15 protein-coding genes are annotated in these 15,358 nt (G+C 57.1%); 9 read left to right on the plus strand and 6 right to left on the minus strand.

Annotated elements, in window-relative coordinates; genetic code table 11:
* Window positions 1-13: 13 nt before the first annotated feature.
* Window positions 14-1,147, minus strand: a complete 1,134-nt coding sequence (locus AC0L6S_RS14485) for a PilT/PilU family type 4a pilus ATPase (protein WP_473424754.1) — start codon at window positions 1,145-1,147, stop codon at window positions 14-16.
* Window positions 1,148-1,337: 190 nt separating this feature from the next.
* Here AC0L6S_RS14485 and AC0L6S_RS14490 point away from each other — a divergent pair, with 190 nt between their 5' ends.
* The 5 genes from AC0L6S_RS14490 to AC0L6S_RS14510 all read left to right on the plus strand — a co-directional run bounded on the left by AC0L6S_RS14490 (window position 1,338) and on the right by AC0L6S_RS14510 (window position 5,973).
* Window positions 1,338-2,402, plus strand: coding sequence for a phosphotransferase family protein (locus tag AC0L6S_RS14490; protein ID WP_473424755.1), 1,065 nt, complete (start codon window positions 1,338-1,340; stop codon window positions 2,400-2,402).
* 151 nt (window positions 2,403-2,553) lie between these two features.
* Window positions 2,554-4,140 carry a glutamate--cysteine ligase gene (gshA, locus tag AC0L6S_RS14495; protein WP_473424756.1) on the plus strand — a complete coding sequence of 529 codons (1,587 nt, stop codon included), beginning with the start codon at window positions 2,554-2,556 and terminating at the stop codon, window positions 4,138-4,140.
* A 10-nt stretch (window positions 4,141-4,150) separates the two neighbouring features.
* A complete protein-coding gene (locus tag AC0L6S_RS14500) occupies window positions 4,151-4,735 on the plus strand; it encodes an acyl carrier protein phosphodiesterase (protein ID WP_473424758.1) in 585 nt (194 codons plus the stop codon).
* 93 nt (window positions 4,736-4,828) lie between these two features.
* The gene (locus AC0L6S_RS14505; RefSeq protein ID WP_473424760.1) at window positions 4,829-5,353 is read left to right on the plus strand and encodes a disulfide bond formation protein B; all 525 of its coding nucleotides are present in this window, start codon (window positions 4,829-4,831) and stop codon (window positions 5,351-5,353) included.
* A gap of 134 nt (window positions 5,354-5,487) precedes the next feature.
* Window positions 5,488-5,973 (plus strand): sigma D regulator, encoded by a 486-nt coding sequence (locus AC0L6S_RS14510; RefSeq protein ID WP_473424761.1) that lies wholly within the window; start codon window positions 5,488-5,490, stop codon window positions 5,971-5,973.
* 3 nt (window positions 5,974-5,976) lie between these two features.
* Here the strand turns inward: AC0L6S_RS14510 and AC0L6S_RS14515 are convergent, their stop codons facing one another.
* The gene (locus AC0L6S_RS14515) at window positions 5,977-6,786 is read right to left on the minus strand and encodes an FKBP-type peptidyl-prolyl cis-trans isomerase (RefSeq protein ID WP_473424762.1); all 810 of its coding nucleotides are present in this window, start codon (window positions 6,784-6,786) and stop codon (window positions 5,977-5,979) included.
* Window positions 6,787-6,982: 196 nt separating this feature from the next.
* Window positions 6,983-7,450, minus strand: coding sequence for a TIGR02444 family protein (locus AC0L6S_RS14520; protein ID WP_473424763.1), 468 nt, complete (start codon window positions 7,448-7,450; stop codon window positions 6,983-6,985).
* A 174-nt stretch (window positions 7,451-7,624) separates the two neighbouring features.
* On the opposite strand from AC0L6S_RS14520, the gene AC0L6S_RS14525 reads away from it, so the two are divergent.
* Window positions 7,625-9,508 carry an ABC-F family ATP-binding cassette domain-containing protein gene (locus AC0L6S_RS14525; RefSeq protein ID WP_473424764.1) on the plus strand — a complete coding sequence of 628 codons (1,884 nt, stop codon included), beginning with the start codon at window positions 7,625-7,627 and terminating at the stop codon, window positions 9,506-9,508.
* Window positions 9,509-9,522: 14 nt separating this feature from the next.
* Here AC0L6S_RS14525 and AC0L6S_RS14530 read toward each other — a convergent pair whose 3' ends face one another.
* Together AC0L6S_RS14530 and elbB are read right to left on the minus strand one after the other, a co-directional pair.
* Window positions 9,523-9,777 (minus strand): GIY-YIG nuclease family protein, encoded by a 255-nt coding sequence (locus AC0L6S_RS14530; protein ID WP_473424765.1) that lies wholly within the window; start codon window positions 9,775-9,777, stop codon window positions 9,523-9,525.
* A 4-nt stretch (window positions 9,778-9,781) separates the two neighbouring features.
* On the minus strand, window positions 9,782-10,435 hold the full coding sequence (elbB, locus tag AC0L6S_RS14535; protein WP_473424768.1) for an isoprenoid biosynthesis glyoxalase ElbB: 654 nt from the start codon (window positions 10,433-10,435) through the stop codon (window positions 9,782-9,784).
* Window positions 10,436-10,707: 272 nt separating this feature from the next.
* Between elbB and trxA the strand changes: the two genes are divergently transcribed.
* From trxA to ubiD, 3 genes are all read left to right on the plus strand, one after another.
* Window positions 10,708-11,034, plus strand: a complete 327-nt coding sequence (gene trxA, locus AC0L6S_RS14540; RefSeq protein WP_159171970.1) for a thioredoxin TrxA — start codon at window positions 10,708-10,710, stop codon at window positions 11,032-11,034.
* A 234-nt stretch (window positions 11,035-11,268) separates the two neighbouring features.
* Window positions 11,269-12,537 (plus strand): transcription termination factor Rho, encoded by a 1,269-nt coding sequence (gene rho, locus AC0L6S_RS14545; RefSeq protein ID WP_473424771.1) that lies wholly within the window; start codon window positions 11,269-11,271, stop codon window positions 12,535-12,537.
* Window positions 12,538-12,608: 71 nt separating this feature from the next.
* Entirely contained in the window at window positions 12,609-14,093 is a 1,485-nt protein-coding gene (gene ubiD, locus AC0L6S_RS14550; RefSeq protein ID WP_473424772.1) for a 4-hydroxy-3-polyprenylbenzoate decarboxylase, read from the plus strand.
* Between the two features lie 24 nt (window positions 14,094-14,117).
* Here ubiD and AC0L6S_RS14555 read toward each other — a convergent pair whose 3' ends face one another.
* Window positions 14,118-15,356 (minus strand): heme biosynthesis HemY N-terminal domain-containing protein, encoded by a 1,239-nt coding sequence (locus AC0L6S_RS14555; protein WP_473424774.1) that lies wholly within the window; start codon window positions 15,354-15,356, stop codon window positions 14,118-14,120.
* Window positions 15,357-15,358: the final 2 nt, after the last annotated feature.

The following is a 15,358-nucleotide window of genomic DNA, read 5'->3' on the forward strand; positions in this document are numbered from 1 at the left end:
GCAAGGTCGACTGTCAGTCGGGAATGTGTTCGTCGTCGTCCATGGCCGCGAGGCTGAGCCCTGAAGAATCATCGGCACCGTCGCCACCGTCGTTGGCGAACTTGATTTTCAGCCTTACGTTATTCGCCGAATCGGCATTGCGTAGCGCCTCATCTTCAGTGATCAGGCCCTCCTGGAACAGTTCAAACAGCGCGGAATCGAACGTCTTCATGCCGATATTTTCAGATTTCTGCATGACTTCCTTAATACCATCGATCTCCCCCTTGAGAATCAGGTCGGCAACCATTGGCGTGCCCAACAGGATTTCAATGGCCGCGCAGCGTTTGTTGTCAACTGTCGGGATGAGTCGCTGGGATACGATACACTGCATATTCATGGACAGGTCCATCAACAACTGCGGCCGTCGCTCCTCGGGGAAGAAGTTAATAATTCGATCCAGTGCCTGGTTGGCGTTGTTAGCGTGCAGTGTTGATATGCACAGGTGGCCCGTCTCGGCGAACGAAATTGCGTGCTCCATGGTTTCACGGTCGCGAATCTCACCGATCAAAATAACGTCCGGTGCCTGACGCAGGGTATTTTTCAACGCATTGTGCCAGCTGCGCGTGTCCACGCCCACTTCGCGCTGGTTGACGATGGATTTCTTGTGGCTGTGAACATACTCCACCGGATCCTCAATGGTGACGATGTGGCCACTGCTGTTGGCATTGCGATAGTCAATGAGCGCTGCCAGCGAGGTTGATTTACCCGAACCGGTGGCCCCCACAAACAGCAACAGCCCGCGCTTTTTCATCACCACTTCCGTCAGCAACGGCGGCAGCCGCAGGTCCTGCCAGCGTGGTATATCGGCAACAATGTTGCGCGCGACGATACCCACCTCGTTGCGCTGCATAAAAATATTAATGCGGAAACGGCCATAGCCCGATATAGAGGTTGCCAGATTCATCTCCAGATCGGTCTCAAAGGCCGCGCGCTGTGTGGGATCCATCACCTCATAGGCGATCTCCTTGATCTCACCAGGCTGTAGAATGTCACTGGCGATAGGTTTGAGTTCGCCTTGAAATTTGGCACACGGCGGTGCCCCCGTACTCAGATACAAGTCCGATCCCTGCTCGGTGGACAGAATTTTCAGCCATTCGGTAATACGCACTGTACGCTCCAAATTTGTAATTGCGCCATACTGTAGCACTTTGCCGCCGACGGACAAGTGCGCATGAGATCGAATTGCCGACCCGCCTGGGGTTCTTCTCGGGAGCTGCGGCATTGCTACTGCTAGCCATCGCGTCGGGACGCACGTATTCTATGCACCATCATAAATAGAGCTCTCAAGGAGATATGCAGTGGACAACGCCCGCCCGACCCCATTGGTCGACGATATCGAAGGCACACGACAAAAACTGGAATCCTGGATTTCGGCAAAGCGGGGACACGACGTCAGCATCCCCGATCTCTCGATTCCGGAGGCCACAGGGATGTCCAATGTAACGCTGCTGTTCGATATCCAATGGCAGGAGGATGGCCGGGCCAAAAGCGAAGCTCTGGTAGCGCGGCTACAACCTGTCATCGATCGCCCCGTGTTCCCCGATTACGACCTCAGCCTGCAGTACGAGGTGATGGACAGTATCGGTCGCAATAGCGACATACCTGTCCCACAACTGCATGGCCTGGAAACGGATACCGACCTGCTTGGCGTACAGTTTTATCTGATGAAGCGCACAGATGGACGCATCCCCTCCGATATGCCTCCCTACAATATGGACGGCTGGATGATGCACGAGACCAGCACACAAGAGCGGCAATCACTGTGGTATGCGGCAGTGGATACTATGGCGCGCTATCACCGGCTCGATTACAAGGCGCTGGGGTTCGCCAAGCTCCACCAAGCGGAGAAAACGCCGCTGCAACAGCAACTGGACTATTGGCAGCACTATCTCGATTGGTCGATGGAGGGCGCGGGTCACCCCATCGCCCAGCGCGCTCTGGACTGGCTGCAAGCCAACCAGCCTGAGGACGAGCACACGGCTCTATGCTGGGGCGACTCTCGGCTGGGCAATGTGATCTTCAACTCGGCACTGGATGGCGTCGCCGCCGTGCTGGATTGGGAGATGGCCGTGCTGGGGAACCCTGTGCAGGATCTGGCGTGGTTCAATTTCATGGACGCCACCTTCTCCGAGGGTTTGGGCATGCCTCGACTGGAGGGTTTGCCCTCCTATGAGGACACGGTGGCGCGCTGGGAACAGGTGTCTGGCCTCTCGGCAAGCGACTACGATTACTACCTTATCTTCGCCGGCATGCGATACGGGCTGATTCTGTCGCGCGTTTTCCTCGCCACCGGTCGCGACAGCGAAGTGCAGAACAGTTTCGCCTGCCAGTTGCTGGACAAGTATCTCGACCGCATGATCTGAGCCCTCCACACCTCACAGCGGACGGTGCATCTGTACTCGACTGACATTGGCAGCTACACTTGCTGCCACTTCAGGAGAGCCGCTGTGGGGAAGTCTGTTCAGCAACAGCCTCGCGGGTTCCGGTACGCCTGTTCAGTTAAAGGAGATTCCGTTGGCTTCCCATTTGCAAACACAGTTGCAGGCACTAACGCAGCCTGACGCCCGCGGTTTACTCACCGCCATACAACGCGGCATAGAAAAAGAAAGTCTGCGAATTACGCCACAGGGCAAGCTCGCTCAAACGCCACATCCAGCGGGACTTGGGTCTGCCCTCACCCATTCCTCCATCACCACAGATTACTCCGAAGCGCTGCTGGAATTTATTACCCCGGTCAGTGCCAGCATTGAGCAGAGCCTGCATCAACTTGAGGACATCCACAGCTACGTTTACCAGAAACTCGACGATGAAATCCTGTGGTCCGCCAGCATGCCCTGTATCGTCTCGGGCGATGCTGGCATTCCGGTTGCGCAGTATGGCAGCTCCAATGTAGCCCGTATGAAAACGGTTTATCGCTACGGACTGGGGCACCGCTATGGCCGCCTGATGCAGGCAATCGCCGGTATTCACTACAATTTCTCCATGCCGGAAGCCTACTGGGACAAGGCCTGGCAGGACGCAGGCAGCCCCGGCACCCGGACAGATTACATCAGCGAGCGCTATCTCGGGTTGATTCGCAACTTCCGCCGATATTCGTGGCTGCTGATCTATTTATACGGTGCTTCGCCAGCGGTGTGCTCCAGTTTTCTGAAAGGCCGCGACAACCACGGTTTGCAGGCGTTCGATGAAGACGGCAAGAGCCTTTACATGCCGCATGGCACCGCCCTGAGAATGGGGGGGCTGGGTTACAACAGCGATGCACAGAAAAAGCTGAATGTGTGCTACAACTCACTGGACAATTATGTCGCCACACTCTCCTGTGCAATCAAGCAGCCCCACCCGGCCTACAGCAACATTCCGGCAGGCCAGAACGACGACTATCAGCAGTTGAACGACAGCCTGCTGCAGATTGAGAACGAATTTTACAGCCCGATTCGACCAAAGCGTGTCGCTCGCTCGGGGGAGACCCCAATGGGTGCGCTGGTCAGGGCGGGTATCGAATATATCGAAGTACGCTGTGTCGATATCAGCCCGTTTTCACCGGTGGGCCTGGATGCCGCGCAGATGCGATTTATGGATACCTTCCTGCTGTACTGTCTGCTGCAGGACAGCCCTGCCTGTGATGATGAAGAGCAGAAGATGCAGGCTGCCAACCTGGAGGCGGTCGTCAACACCGGGAGACAGCCCGGCTTGATGCTGCACAAAAATGGGGCAGAGGTACGGATGACGGATTGGGCACAGCAGATGCTACAGGCCATGCAACCCATCGCCGATTTACTGGATGAAACGCATAAGGGCAGCGACTACGCAACCAGCCTGCGACACCAACTGGCCAAGGTTGAGGATGCAGAGTTGACGCCGTCCGCCCGCATACTGCGCGAGATGCGTGAACGCGATCTGCCCTTTTTCCGGTTGGCCATGGCGTACAGCGAGCAATGGGCGCGGTATTTCAAAGAGCGCCCACTGCCACCGGAAACACAAAACGCATTTGACAGTGAAACGGAACACTCGCTACAGGCGCAGAGAGCGATAGAACAATCAGACGATATTAGCTTCGAGCAATACCTGCAGAATTTTTTCGCGCAATACCAGGCGCTATAGGCCCCAAATTATGAATTTTCTGGCCCACTTTCACCTCGCCTGGCCGGATGAGGGACTGGTCGCCGGAGGGCTGGAGGGGGACTACTGCAAGGGTGTGCTGCGCGGTCAGTTGCCCGAAAGGGTCGAGCGCGGCGTAAAGCTGCACCGCGCCATCGACGCCTATACCGATGCGCACCCGCTGATATTGCAACTGCGCCGGAAACTTCCGCAAAACCTGCGGCGCTATGCCGGCATCCTGATTGATCTGAGCTTCGATCACTACCTCAGCATCCACTGGTCGCGCTTTAGCGAGATCCCACTGGCCGATTTCAACCACCAGGTCATCCAGATCCTGCGAGCACATGAGAGCGGCTTAAGTGATGGTGCACGCGCAATGGTGACGAGGATGGTAGAGCACGACATACTCAACCTCTACCAGCAGTGGGACACCGTTCCCGCCGCCGCTGCGCGAATTGGCCAGCGCTTTACCCGGCACAATCCTTTCCTGCATCTGGATCGCGAACTGGCACCGGCCAGGCCCGCGCTGGAACAGACATTCATTAATTTTTACCCGCAGTTGGAATTTTTCTGCAGGGATGCCATCGAACAACTGTGAAACTCCCGCGGCGCCCACCGTTGCGCTTCGGGTAAAAAATCCCTAGTGTACCTGCGGCACTCTGTCGCTTTACTTGTGAGGACTGAAAACCGCATGCTGCAATCACTTACCCCACGTCTGGTATTTGCCGGCCTGGTCCTGCTGGCCATTGTCTCAATGTTGTTTGCCCGTGTGTATCTACAGGCTTATCTCGGTCTGGAAGCCTGCCCGCTGTGTATGACACAGCGCTTTTTTGTCGTCACCTGGGGTGTCATTGCACTGATTGCCGTGGTGCATAATTCTCAGGGCCTGGCCAGTCGCATCTATGCGAGCCTATGCGGTATTGCCGCCTGGGGAGGCGCCGCTGTGGCGGCGCGGCACGTCTGGCTGCAGCACCTGCCTGAAGACCTTGTGCCCGCCTGTGGCCCGAGCCTCGACTACATGCTGGAAAACCTGCCATTCGAGGACACACTGAACATCGTACTGGCCGGTGACGGCAATTGTGCTGACGTTTCCTGGAGTTTCCTCGGCCTCAGCATCCCCGAACAGACATTGATAGTGTTCTGCGGCGCGATCCTGGTCTGCCTGTGGCAAGCCGTGCGCGACTATCCTGCAGACCAAACCCGCGCGGTGAACTGAACCCACACTGCGCTCATGATATGCCAGCGCACCCCCGACAATGTGTGATAGCCAGTGCTGGCAGGATTCCTCTTGCCCGCCAATGCACGCAGTCATATAGTAAAGGCCGTCAATTTACCGGCAGGGATTAGGCAATGCTCTCCAATGACAGTGACCCAAAACAGCATTTCGAAGCAGTAGAGGAATTGCTCACGCGGTGGTTAAAGGAACGGCGCGCGCTGTTGGGAGCCTATACGGGAATTATTGTGACACTGGATTACCACCGCGATGAAGACGCGATGGCGAAACGTCAGCAGGCACTCTGCGAACTACTGGTGGACTATGTCTCAGTTGGGCACTTTGAAGTGTTTCACGAGCTGATCAATGAAGCCGAGAGCTTTGGCGATGGCAGCGGTGCGCTGGCCGAAAAACTGATCCCATCGATCGGAGACACTACCGAGGTGATTCTGGCCTACGAAGAAAAGTACGGGAATTCACGGGGACATGGGGAAAAATTAAAGCGCGATCTATCAGCCCTGGGAGAGGTGCTGGAATCGCGCTTTGTGCTGGAAGACCAGCTCATCGCTGGCCTCCATAATAGGCACCGGCGCATGGTAGGGCAGGTGCCAAAGTCGGCCTAAGCCTTATTCAGCGTCAGATTCTGCTGCTTCAGGCTCTGCCGCCGCGGGCTCGTCGTCACTGGGGATACCAATCAGCTCCACTTCGAACACCAGCGCTGCATTGGGTCCGATGACTTGACCAGCACCACCGGCGCCATAGGCCAGATCAGACGGAATCGCCAGCTCCCACTTGGAACCCACTGGCATTAACTGCAGTGCCTCAGTCCAGCCGGGAATCACCTGGCCAACACCGAATGTGACGGTCTCGCCACGGCTGTAGGAAGAATCGAACTCGGTGCCATCAGTCAGTGTGCCGCGATAGTGCACCTCCACTGTATCGTCGGGACCCGGCATGGGGCCTGTTCCCTCGGTAATGACTTTGTACTGCAGGCCAGATTCAGTCGTCACCACTCCCTCTTCAGCCGCGTTGGCTGCCAGGTATGCTGCTGAGGCCTCTGCATTTGCCGCGGCGAGTGCTGCCTGGGCCGCTTCATTCTCAGCATTGGCTTTATCCTGATAAGCCTGCATCTCTGCGGCAATCTCTTCCTGGGTCATACGCGATTCCTTGCCGTCAAGCGCATCGGCAAGGCCCTGACCAAACGCAGTGGCATCCAATGGCACACCATCGGCCTGCATACGCTGGCCCAGACCGTAGGCTATACCGTAGCTCAGGCGCTGCTCGGTCGTCTTGAGCTCCGTCGCAGCGGGCGCGGCCGCGGCAGAGGCGGCTGCATCAGCGGTCGGCTTCTCGGCAGGCGCGGTAGCGGGTTTTTGATCACATGCTTGCAGGGCGACAGCGCTTACCAGAGCAAGCGGCAGTAAATACGTCTTCATATTTTATTCCATAGTCGTCAAAGAAATCGTGAGAAGTGTGAACTCTCCTGTCACTGCATGATTATGCGCGGGGCGTTATCCATATACCTCGTACCTGACGCATCACAAAAAAGCCTTCGCCCAATGGAGCGGGAGCATCAGCCATCGCAGTGGACAACTATCTTACTACCCGCCCACCCTCGACGCTACCCCTGCTTCAGGGCGACAGCAGAGCGGCCAGATGACAGATCGCGCCCTCCCAATCACTGGTTTTCGGGCGGGCTATCAGCACCACTTCGGTCAGGTTGTTACGCAGGGGATTCGCCTCCCGGGCCGGTTCGGCAGCGTTCTCATAAAATGTATACATCATATCCTGCTGCTCCCGCTCAGCGCGCAACTCCAGCGCCTGCAGCTCGTCGCGCACTCCCGTCGCCTGCGGGTAGTCGCGCAGCTCCATGCGCAGCGCACGTAGCGGCTTGACGACAGTTTCCCGCCATTCAAGGACCCGCTCGTCCAGTGCGAGCAGGTGGTCGACACTGAGGCACTGATGGCGATCCGCCAGCCAGGCTGCGTACAGCAACAGGTTCACATCGACGCCGAAGGTGTCCTGCAACGCGAGACAGGTTTCTGCGACCCCTGTCTCGCGGTACGAGGCCAGTGAATACTCCCACAACGGGTTGTCCATGATGATGTAACCGCTACGACGACTGCTATCACTTTACCTTACATCACCCAAGACAGCTCCGACCAGCGTCTTTGACTACGCTTTGGTGGCTCAATTTTTAATTGCCACAGTCCCGGAGCCTGAGCGATTTAGCATTGGCCCGCGACCTGTCCGGGGGGTAGAATTCGCGGCCTCATGATTATACTGCGCGATATAACCCTGCGGCGTGGCATCAAGCTGTTGCTGCACGATGCCAACGTCACCATCCAGCCCGGCCAGCGCCTTGCGCTTATCGGCGCTAACGGCTGTGGTAAATCCAGCCTCTTTGCGCTGCTAGTAGGTGAGCTGGGTGCTGACGCTGGCGACATTGAAGGCATGAGCACACTGCGGCTTTCGCATATGGCACAGGAGGTACATACCACCGGCCTGCCTGCCGCCGAATTCGTGTGGCGCGGCGATCAGGTCCTGGCGGATTTGCGCGACAAGGTCGCGGCGCTGGAGACAGCGGGTCAGTTCGACGAGGCGGCCCGCATTCACAGCCAGCTGGAAGAAATTGATGGGTACAGCGCCGAGCGCCGGGCGCAGCGGTTGCTACAGGGGCTGGGATTTGCCGAGGATGCTGCGGCTCGCCCGGTCAGTGATTTTTCCGGCGGCTGGCGTATACGGCTCAATCTGGCCCGTGCGCTGATGACACCATCGGATATTCTGCTGCTGGACGAACCGACCAACCACCTGGATCTCGACGCCACACTGTGGTTACAGCAATGGCTGCAACAGTACCCCGGCACCCTGTTGATGATCTCCCACGACAGGGATTTTATCGATGCCACCTGCGAGCGCGTACTACATATCGAGCAGCAACAACTGTTCACCTACAAGGGCAATTACTCCGACTTCGAACGCATGCGAGCCGAGCGCCTGGCCAACCAGCAGGCCAGCTACGAAAAGCAACAGCGACGTATTGCTGAAATCGACGATTTCGTGCGCCGCTTTCGCTACAAGGCCACCAAAGCGAAACAGGCCCAAAGCCGCCTGAAAGAACTGGAACGGATGCAGACCCTGGCTCCGGCCCACGCTGACTCGCCGTTCGATTTCAGTTTTCCAGCGCCCTCCCGCAGCAGCGACCCGCTGCTGCGGCTCGACGAGGCGACGCTCGGCTATGGCAACACCGCAGTGCTCAGCGGGGTCAACCTGCAGCTGCGTCCCGGTAGTCGCTACGGTCTGCTGGGGCGCAACGGTGCCGGCAAATCGACGCTGCTAAAGAGCCTTATTGGTGAGCTGCCGCTGCTCGGGGGCAGGCGCGACACTGCTGAGCACCTGAGCATCGGCTATTTTGACCAGCAACAACTGGAGGCGCTGGATTTACAGGCCAGCCCTGCTCTGCACCTGCAGAGACTCAGCCCCCAGGCGAGGGAGCAGGATATCCTGAATTTCCTGGGCGGGTTCAATTTCCGTGGCGATGCGGCGACTGCCGAGATCGCGCCGTTTTCCGGCGGAGAAAAAGCCCGGCTCGCACTGGCGATGGTGGTGTGGCAGAAACCTAACCTGCTGGTACTGGATGAACCCACCAACCATCTGGATCTGGAGATGCGCCACGCGATGGAAGTTGCCCTGCAGGCCTATGATGGCGCACTGGTACTGGTGAGCCACGACCGTCATATGCTGCGCAACACAGCGGAGGAGTTACTGCTGGTGCACGATGGTCGCGTTGAAGAGTACCGCGAAGACCTGGAGGGCTACGAGCGCTGGATCCTCTCCAGCTACAGGCCCACAGAAAAACGCGATAGCCCGGCTGCAGACACCTCCCGCAAAGAGAGACGCCAACAGGCTGCCTCACAGCGTGACAAGCTGCGGCCACTGCAAAAACAGGTCAAGAAAACCGAGGCGGAGATGGCTGAAGTTGGCGTTGCACTGCAAACACTGCGCGATCAGTTGAGTGACACCGATCTGTACACCGAGCAGAACAAACAGGCACTCGCAGACCTGCTGAAACGCGAAGGGGAACTAAAAAACCGCGAGGAAGCGCTGGAAGAGTTGTGGTTGGAACAACAGCAGGAGTTGGAAGAACTGGCGCAATAGAAACCGTTCGGGCTTCAGATCTGCAACAGGCGCAGTTTCTCCTCGCGACTGAGTTTTTTAATCGATGCCTCGCGACGCTGGGCTGCACTGCGATCAGGCTCTGTCACTGACCACAGCAATTCTACCGGACGACGACCGCGCGTATAGCGCGGGCCGCCCACCAACGCACCGTTATGTTGGCGCAGGCGGCGCTGTAAATTCCTGGCGACACCGGTGTACAGAGAGCCGTCAGCACACTTGAGAATATAGACGTGCCACGCCTCGTCCACGGCCTCAGACCAGCGCCAGCACCTCTTTCACGCAGGCACTGATACCCGCGTATGCCTCTGAAACCCGACCCGCCAGCATATAGGCGGGCGTCGTGACCAGTTTTCGCTCCTTGTCCACGCGCGCCTCAGAGACCGGGCATTCGAGGTGCTCGCCACCCATTGCAGTGATCGCCGCCGCTGTCTCTGCATCGCTGCCAATCGTGCAACGCGCGCCCTCCCCACAGATGGCTGCCGCCATCACGGGGGAAATACAGATTAAACCAATCGGCTTACCGGCCTGATGAAACGCCTGCGCCAGCTGCAGGAAATCCGGCTGCACCTCCATCCCGGGCCCCGCCACGGCAAAGTTACTCAGGTTCTTGGCCGCGCCGAATCCTCCCGGCACCAGCAGCGCGTCAAAATTCTCCACACTGGCCTGTTTGATGTCCTGAATATTGCCGCGCGCGATACGCGCCGCCTCCACCAACACATTGCGGGACTCCCCCTCTGCCGGCTCTCCGGTGAGATGGTTGATCACGTGCATCTGCGGGATATCCGGTGCGAAGATCTCATAACTTGCGCCCTGCTGCTCGAGGCACAGCAGTGCGAGCACCGCCTCGTTGACTTCTGCACCATCGTATACACCACACCCTGCCAGCACTACGGCAATCTTCATCATCTATTTTCTCCCTGTACACTACATTCATAGTGCCCGATATCTTACCAAGACCGGGGTTGTCCTTCATAGCCGGCACCCGCTTTGAAATACCCCCTCGCGCTCTTGTTAACACACGAGATTTGCGGCTGTTCAGGTACAACGCTAATAGCGATTGGACATATCAGCATGCCAAAATACTCTAGCAGCGTAGTTGTACCCAATTTATCCGGTGGTATTATGGCTCCCCTTCAAACCACGCGGAAACAATTACCGCAGAACAACCGGAGAACAACATGAGCGATCAGATCGTCCACGTCAGCGATGCTACCTTTGACGCAGAAGTATTAAATGCCGATGGCCCCGTACTGGTAGATTTCTGGGCAGAATGGTGCGGCCCGTGCAAAATGATAGCGCCCGTACTCGACGAATTAGCCGCCGACTACGAAGGTAAGCTGAAAATATGCAAGGTCGATGTGGACGCCAATCCTGAAATCCCACAAAAATTTGGTATCCGTGGCATTCCGACGCTGATCATGTTCAAGGGCGGCAATGCAGAAGCGACCAAAGTAGGTGCACTGTCCAAAACCCAGCTCACCGATTTCATTCAGGAAGTCATCTAACGGACAAGCGAGCCCGCTTTTGAGCGCTGGAGCAGGCCGGAAGCAACTCGCTTATTCTCTAAAAAATCTGTAGACGGTCCTAACGGGCCGTGCTACATTCCAAACCGTCGCACATTCCTGTGTCATAAAAAAACTCTGCAACCCACGTTAAAGCTAATATTTGTTGGCATCGCCAATCAGCGTTCGGTTACATCCGATTCCTCCCCCTAATTACACTACACCATTGTCTTTCATATGAATCTAACTGACCTCAAGACCAAATCTACCCAAGAAATCATTGATATCGCCAAAGAGATGGGCCTGGACAACATGGCCCGCTCACGCAAGCAGGATATTATTTTTGCGGTGCTCAAACACCACGCAAAAAGCGGCGAGGACATCTACGGCGACGGAGTGTTGGAAATTTTGCAGGACGGCTTCGGTTTCCTGCGCTCAGCCGACAGCTCATATCTGGCAGGTCCCGACGACATCTATGTTTCTCCGAGCCAGATTCGCCGGTTTAATCTGCGCACAGGTGACACCATCTCCGGGAAGATTCGGCCACCGAAAGACAGTGAGCGCTACTTTGCACTGTTGAAGATAGACAAGGTCAACCTCGACCGACCGGAAAACTCCAAGCACAAAATTCTTTTCGAAAACCTCACCCCATTGTTTCCAGACGAGCGCCTGACACTGGAAACAGGCAATGGCAGCACTGAGGATTTGACCGGCCGTATTATCGATTTGGTATCCCCCATCGGAAAAGGCCAGCGCGGCTTGCTGGTGGCACCGCCCAAGGCCGGCAAAACCATCATGATGCAGAACATCGCCCAGGCGATCATCACCAACAACCCCGAGTGCTACATCATCGTACTGCTGATCGATGAGCGCCCGGAGGAAGTGACAGAAATGCAGCGCTCAGTGGGTATTCGCGGCGCCGAGGTGGTGGCCTCCACGTTCGATGAGCCACCCTCACGCCATGTACAGGTTGCCGACATGGTGATCGAAAAGGCGAAACGACTGGTGGAACACAAAAAGGACGTGGTGATCCTGCTCGACTCCATCACCCGTCTGGCGCGCGCCTATAACACCGTCATTCCCAGCTCCGGCAAGGTGCTGACCGGTGGTGTTGACGCCCACGCACTGGAGCGCCCCAAGCGCTTTTTTGGCGCAGCGCGAAATATCGAGGAAGGCGGCAGCCTGTCCATCATCGCCACCGCCCTGATCGACACCGGTTCGAAAATGGACGAGGTGATTTACGAAGAGTTCAAGGGCACTGGTAACCTGGAATTACACCTCGATCGCAAAATCGCCGAGAAACGTATCTACCCGGCGATTAATATTCGTCGCTCCGGTACCCGCCGCGAGGAATTGCTGACTGCCGAGGATGAATTGCAGCGCATGTGGATTCTGCGCAAATTGCTGCACGGGATGGAAGATACCCCAGCCATCGAGTTTTTGTCAGATAAGCTCAAGGACACAAAAACCAACGAAGAATTCTTCAAATCGATGAAGCGCAAATAGCGCCTGGAACAGTCAGGCGCGCCGAACACAGTGTAGGCTCGACCGTTAAACCCTGACGGATAGACAGCATCGTGAAATACACCGACCTTAGAGACTTTATCGCCGCGCTGGAAAAACGCGGCGAACTGGTGCGCATTCAAACCGAGGTCGACCCCCATCTTGAGATGACAGAAATAGCCGACCGCACGCTCCGTGCCGGCGGCCCCGCGCTGTTGTTTGAAAACCCCAAAGGCTACAACACCCCGGTACTGGCCAACCTGTTCGGTACAGAGCTGCGCGTAGCACTCGGCATGGGCGCACAGGACCTTTGTGCACTGCGCGAAATCGGCGAGATACTGGCGTACCTCAGGCAGCCGGATCCACCCAAGGGCATGCGCGATATCTGGGACAAGGCTCCCCTGCTGAAGAAGGTGTTAAACATGGCACCCAAAGTGGTGCGCAACCCTCCCTGCCAGTATCACGCCAAGCAGGGGGAGGATGTCGATCTCAATGAGCTGCCCATTCAGACCTGTTGGCCGGGCGACGCCGGGCCACTGGTCACCTGGCCGCTGGTTATCACCCGCGGGCCCGGCAAGGAGCGGCAGAACCTGGGTATCTACCGCCTGCAGTTGTTGGGTCGCAATAAATTGATTATGCGCTGGCTGTCGCACCGCGGTGGAGCGCTGGATTTCAGGGAGTGGCAACGACAACATCCCGGCAAGCGCTACCCGGTAGTAGTGGCGCTCGGCGCTGACCCTGCCACCACACTGGCAGCGGTGACCCCCATTCCCGATGCCATCTCCGAGTACGCCTTTGCCGGACTGTTGCGAGGCAGCAAAACGGAGGTCGGCGAGTGCTTTACAGCCGCGTGCCGCGAACATGGGTTGCAGGTGCCCGCCTCTGCCGAATACATACTCGAAGGCTATCTGGAACCCGGCGAAATGGCCGACGAAGGCCCGTTCGGTGACCACACCGGCTACTACAATGAAGTCGAGCGCTTTCCGGTGTTCACGGTGGAGGCAATTACACACCGCGAATCTCCGATTTATCACAGCACCTACACCGGGCGTCCACCCGACGAGCCGGCGATACTGGGCATGGCCCTGAATGAAGTCTTTATACCGATACTGCAGAAGCAGTTTCCAGAAATCGTCGATTTCTACCTGCCACCGGAGGGCTGCTCTTACCGTCTGGCAGTGGTGACCATGCGCAAGGAATATCCGGGGCACGCCAAACGCATCATGTTAGGCGTATGGTCCTTCCTGCGGCAGTTCATGTACACCAAGTTTGTGATTGTCACCGACGAGGATGTGAACGCGCGGGACTGGAAAGACGTAATCTGGGCGATGACCACACGTATGGATCCACAGCGCGACTCGGTGTTTATCGACAACACACCGATCGACTACCTGGACTTCGCCTCCCCCGTATCCGGGCTAGGCTCCAAAGTGGGTTTCGATGCCACCAGCAAATGGCCGAGCGAGACTACCCGGCAATGGGGACATCCTATTGTAATGGACGAAGCTGTTAAACAGCGTGTCGATGAGCTCTGGGACGAACTCGGCATCACGCTCTAGTTTACGAGTGTCCGCACTGACCTGTTACAGGGTAGCCACCACCCGCGAATCATGGACAAACTTATCGGGCTTGGGCAGCACCGGTAAATCACCCTCATCCTGCAGCAACCCCTCGCGGTAATATGCAGCTGCTACCGTAGGCTCTCCGAGCGCGTCGAGCAGCCGCCCCAACTCCGCGCAGACTTCGCCGCTCTTCTGGAGACGGTAGGCGCGCTCAAAATAATCGCGCGCCTTGCCCCACAACTCATCGCGCGCCGACAGTCGCCCCACGCAGAGCAGCAGTTGCGGGTCATCCGCGTGTGCTTCCAGCCAGGATTCCGCCTTGGTGAGCTGTTTGGCGGAATCACCCTGCACATAAGCGTAGAGTCTCACCAGCGGTACCTGCCACTCATACTTCAGTACCTTCAGAATAGCCTTCTCCGCCGCGCTGTGGTCCGACAGTGCAATCAATGCGCGCACATACACTGCGACAATTTCCTCATTGCCCTGCAGGTGTTTTGGCATCTTTTTCCAGATGCCCTGCAACTGCTCCAGATTAGCACTGCTATTTTCCAGAGCCTGGCGGTAGACCTGCTGTTCCAACTGTTGCAAGTCTGCACTTGTGAGTACATTGTGTTTCTGTAGCTGCGGCAATAATACCAGCAACTGTTTCCAATCCCCCAGCCCCTGATACGCCCGACACAGCAGGCCGAGCACATAGGGATGTCGGCCGGGGTTAGCTGTGGCTTTCTCCAGCGCGGCGATGGCCTGACCGTACTCACCGGCCTGTAACTTCATCTCGGCCAGCGATATCTCTACCGCCATCGCAGCGGCGGGCTCAGTTTCGCCGGCGCTGCGCAAATATTCGTGGACCTTGTCAGTGTCCTCCAGTTGCGCACTGGCGCGGGCCGCCAGCAAATAGTTCTGCAACGGCGCCTCACTGTGCTTGGCGCCCTGTATCAACTGACGCCGCGCTAGCCCCCAGTTGCCCTCGATAAAACTGATCATGCCGCGGGTGCTGAGGCGTTGCGCTTTATTGATTTTGCGCGCACCCAACCAGGACATCAGGCTGCGCTGTCCGCTGAAAAGCTGATATACCAGGCGCAACGTCAGAAATATCAGCACGACCAACGCCAGAATCAACAACAAACCGATCCACAGGCTGGCCTCCAGCGTGTAATTGCCGTAGGCCATCAATACATAGCCGGGGTCAGTCTTGATAATGGCGACAATGCCCACACCCAGTAGCAGCGCGACAAGTGCGATGGCGAATAATTTACGCATGG

It is taken from the genome of Halioglobus sp. D3-4, from assembly GCF_055809315.1.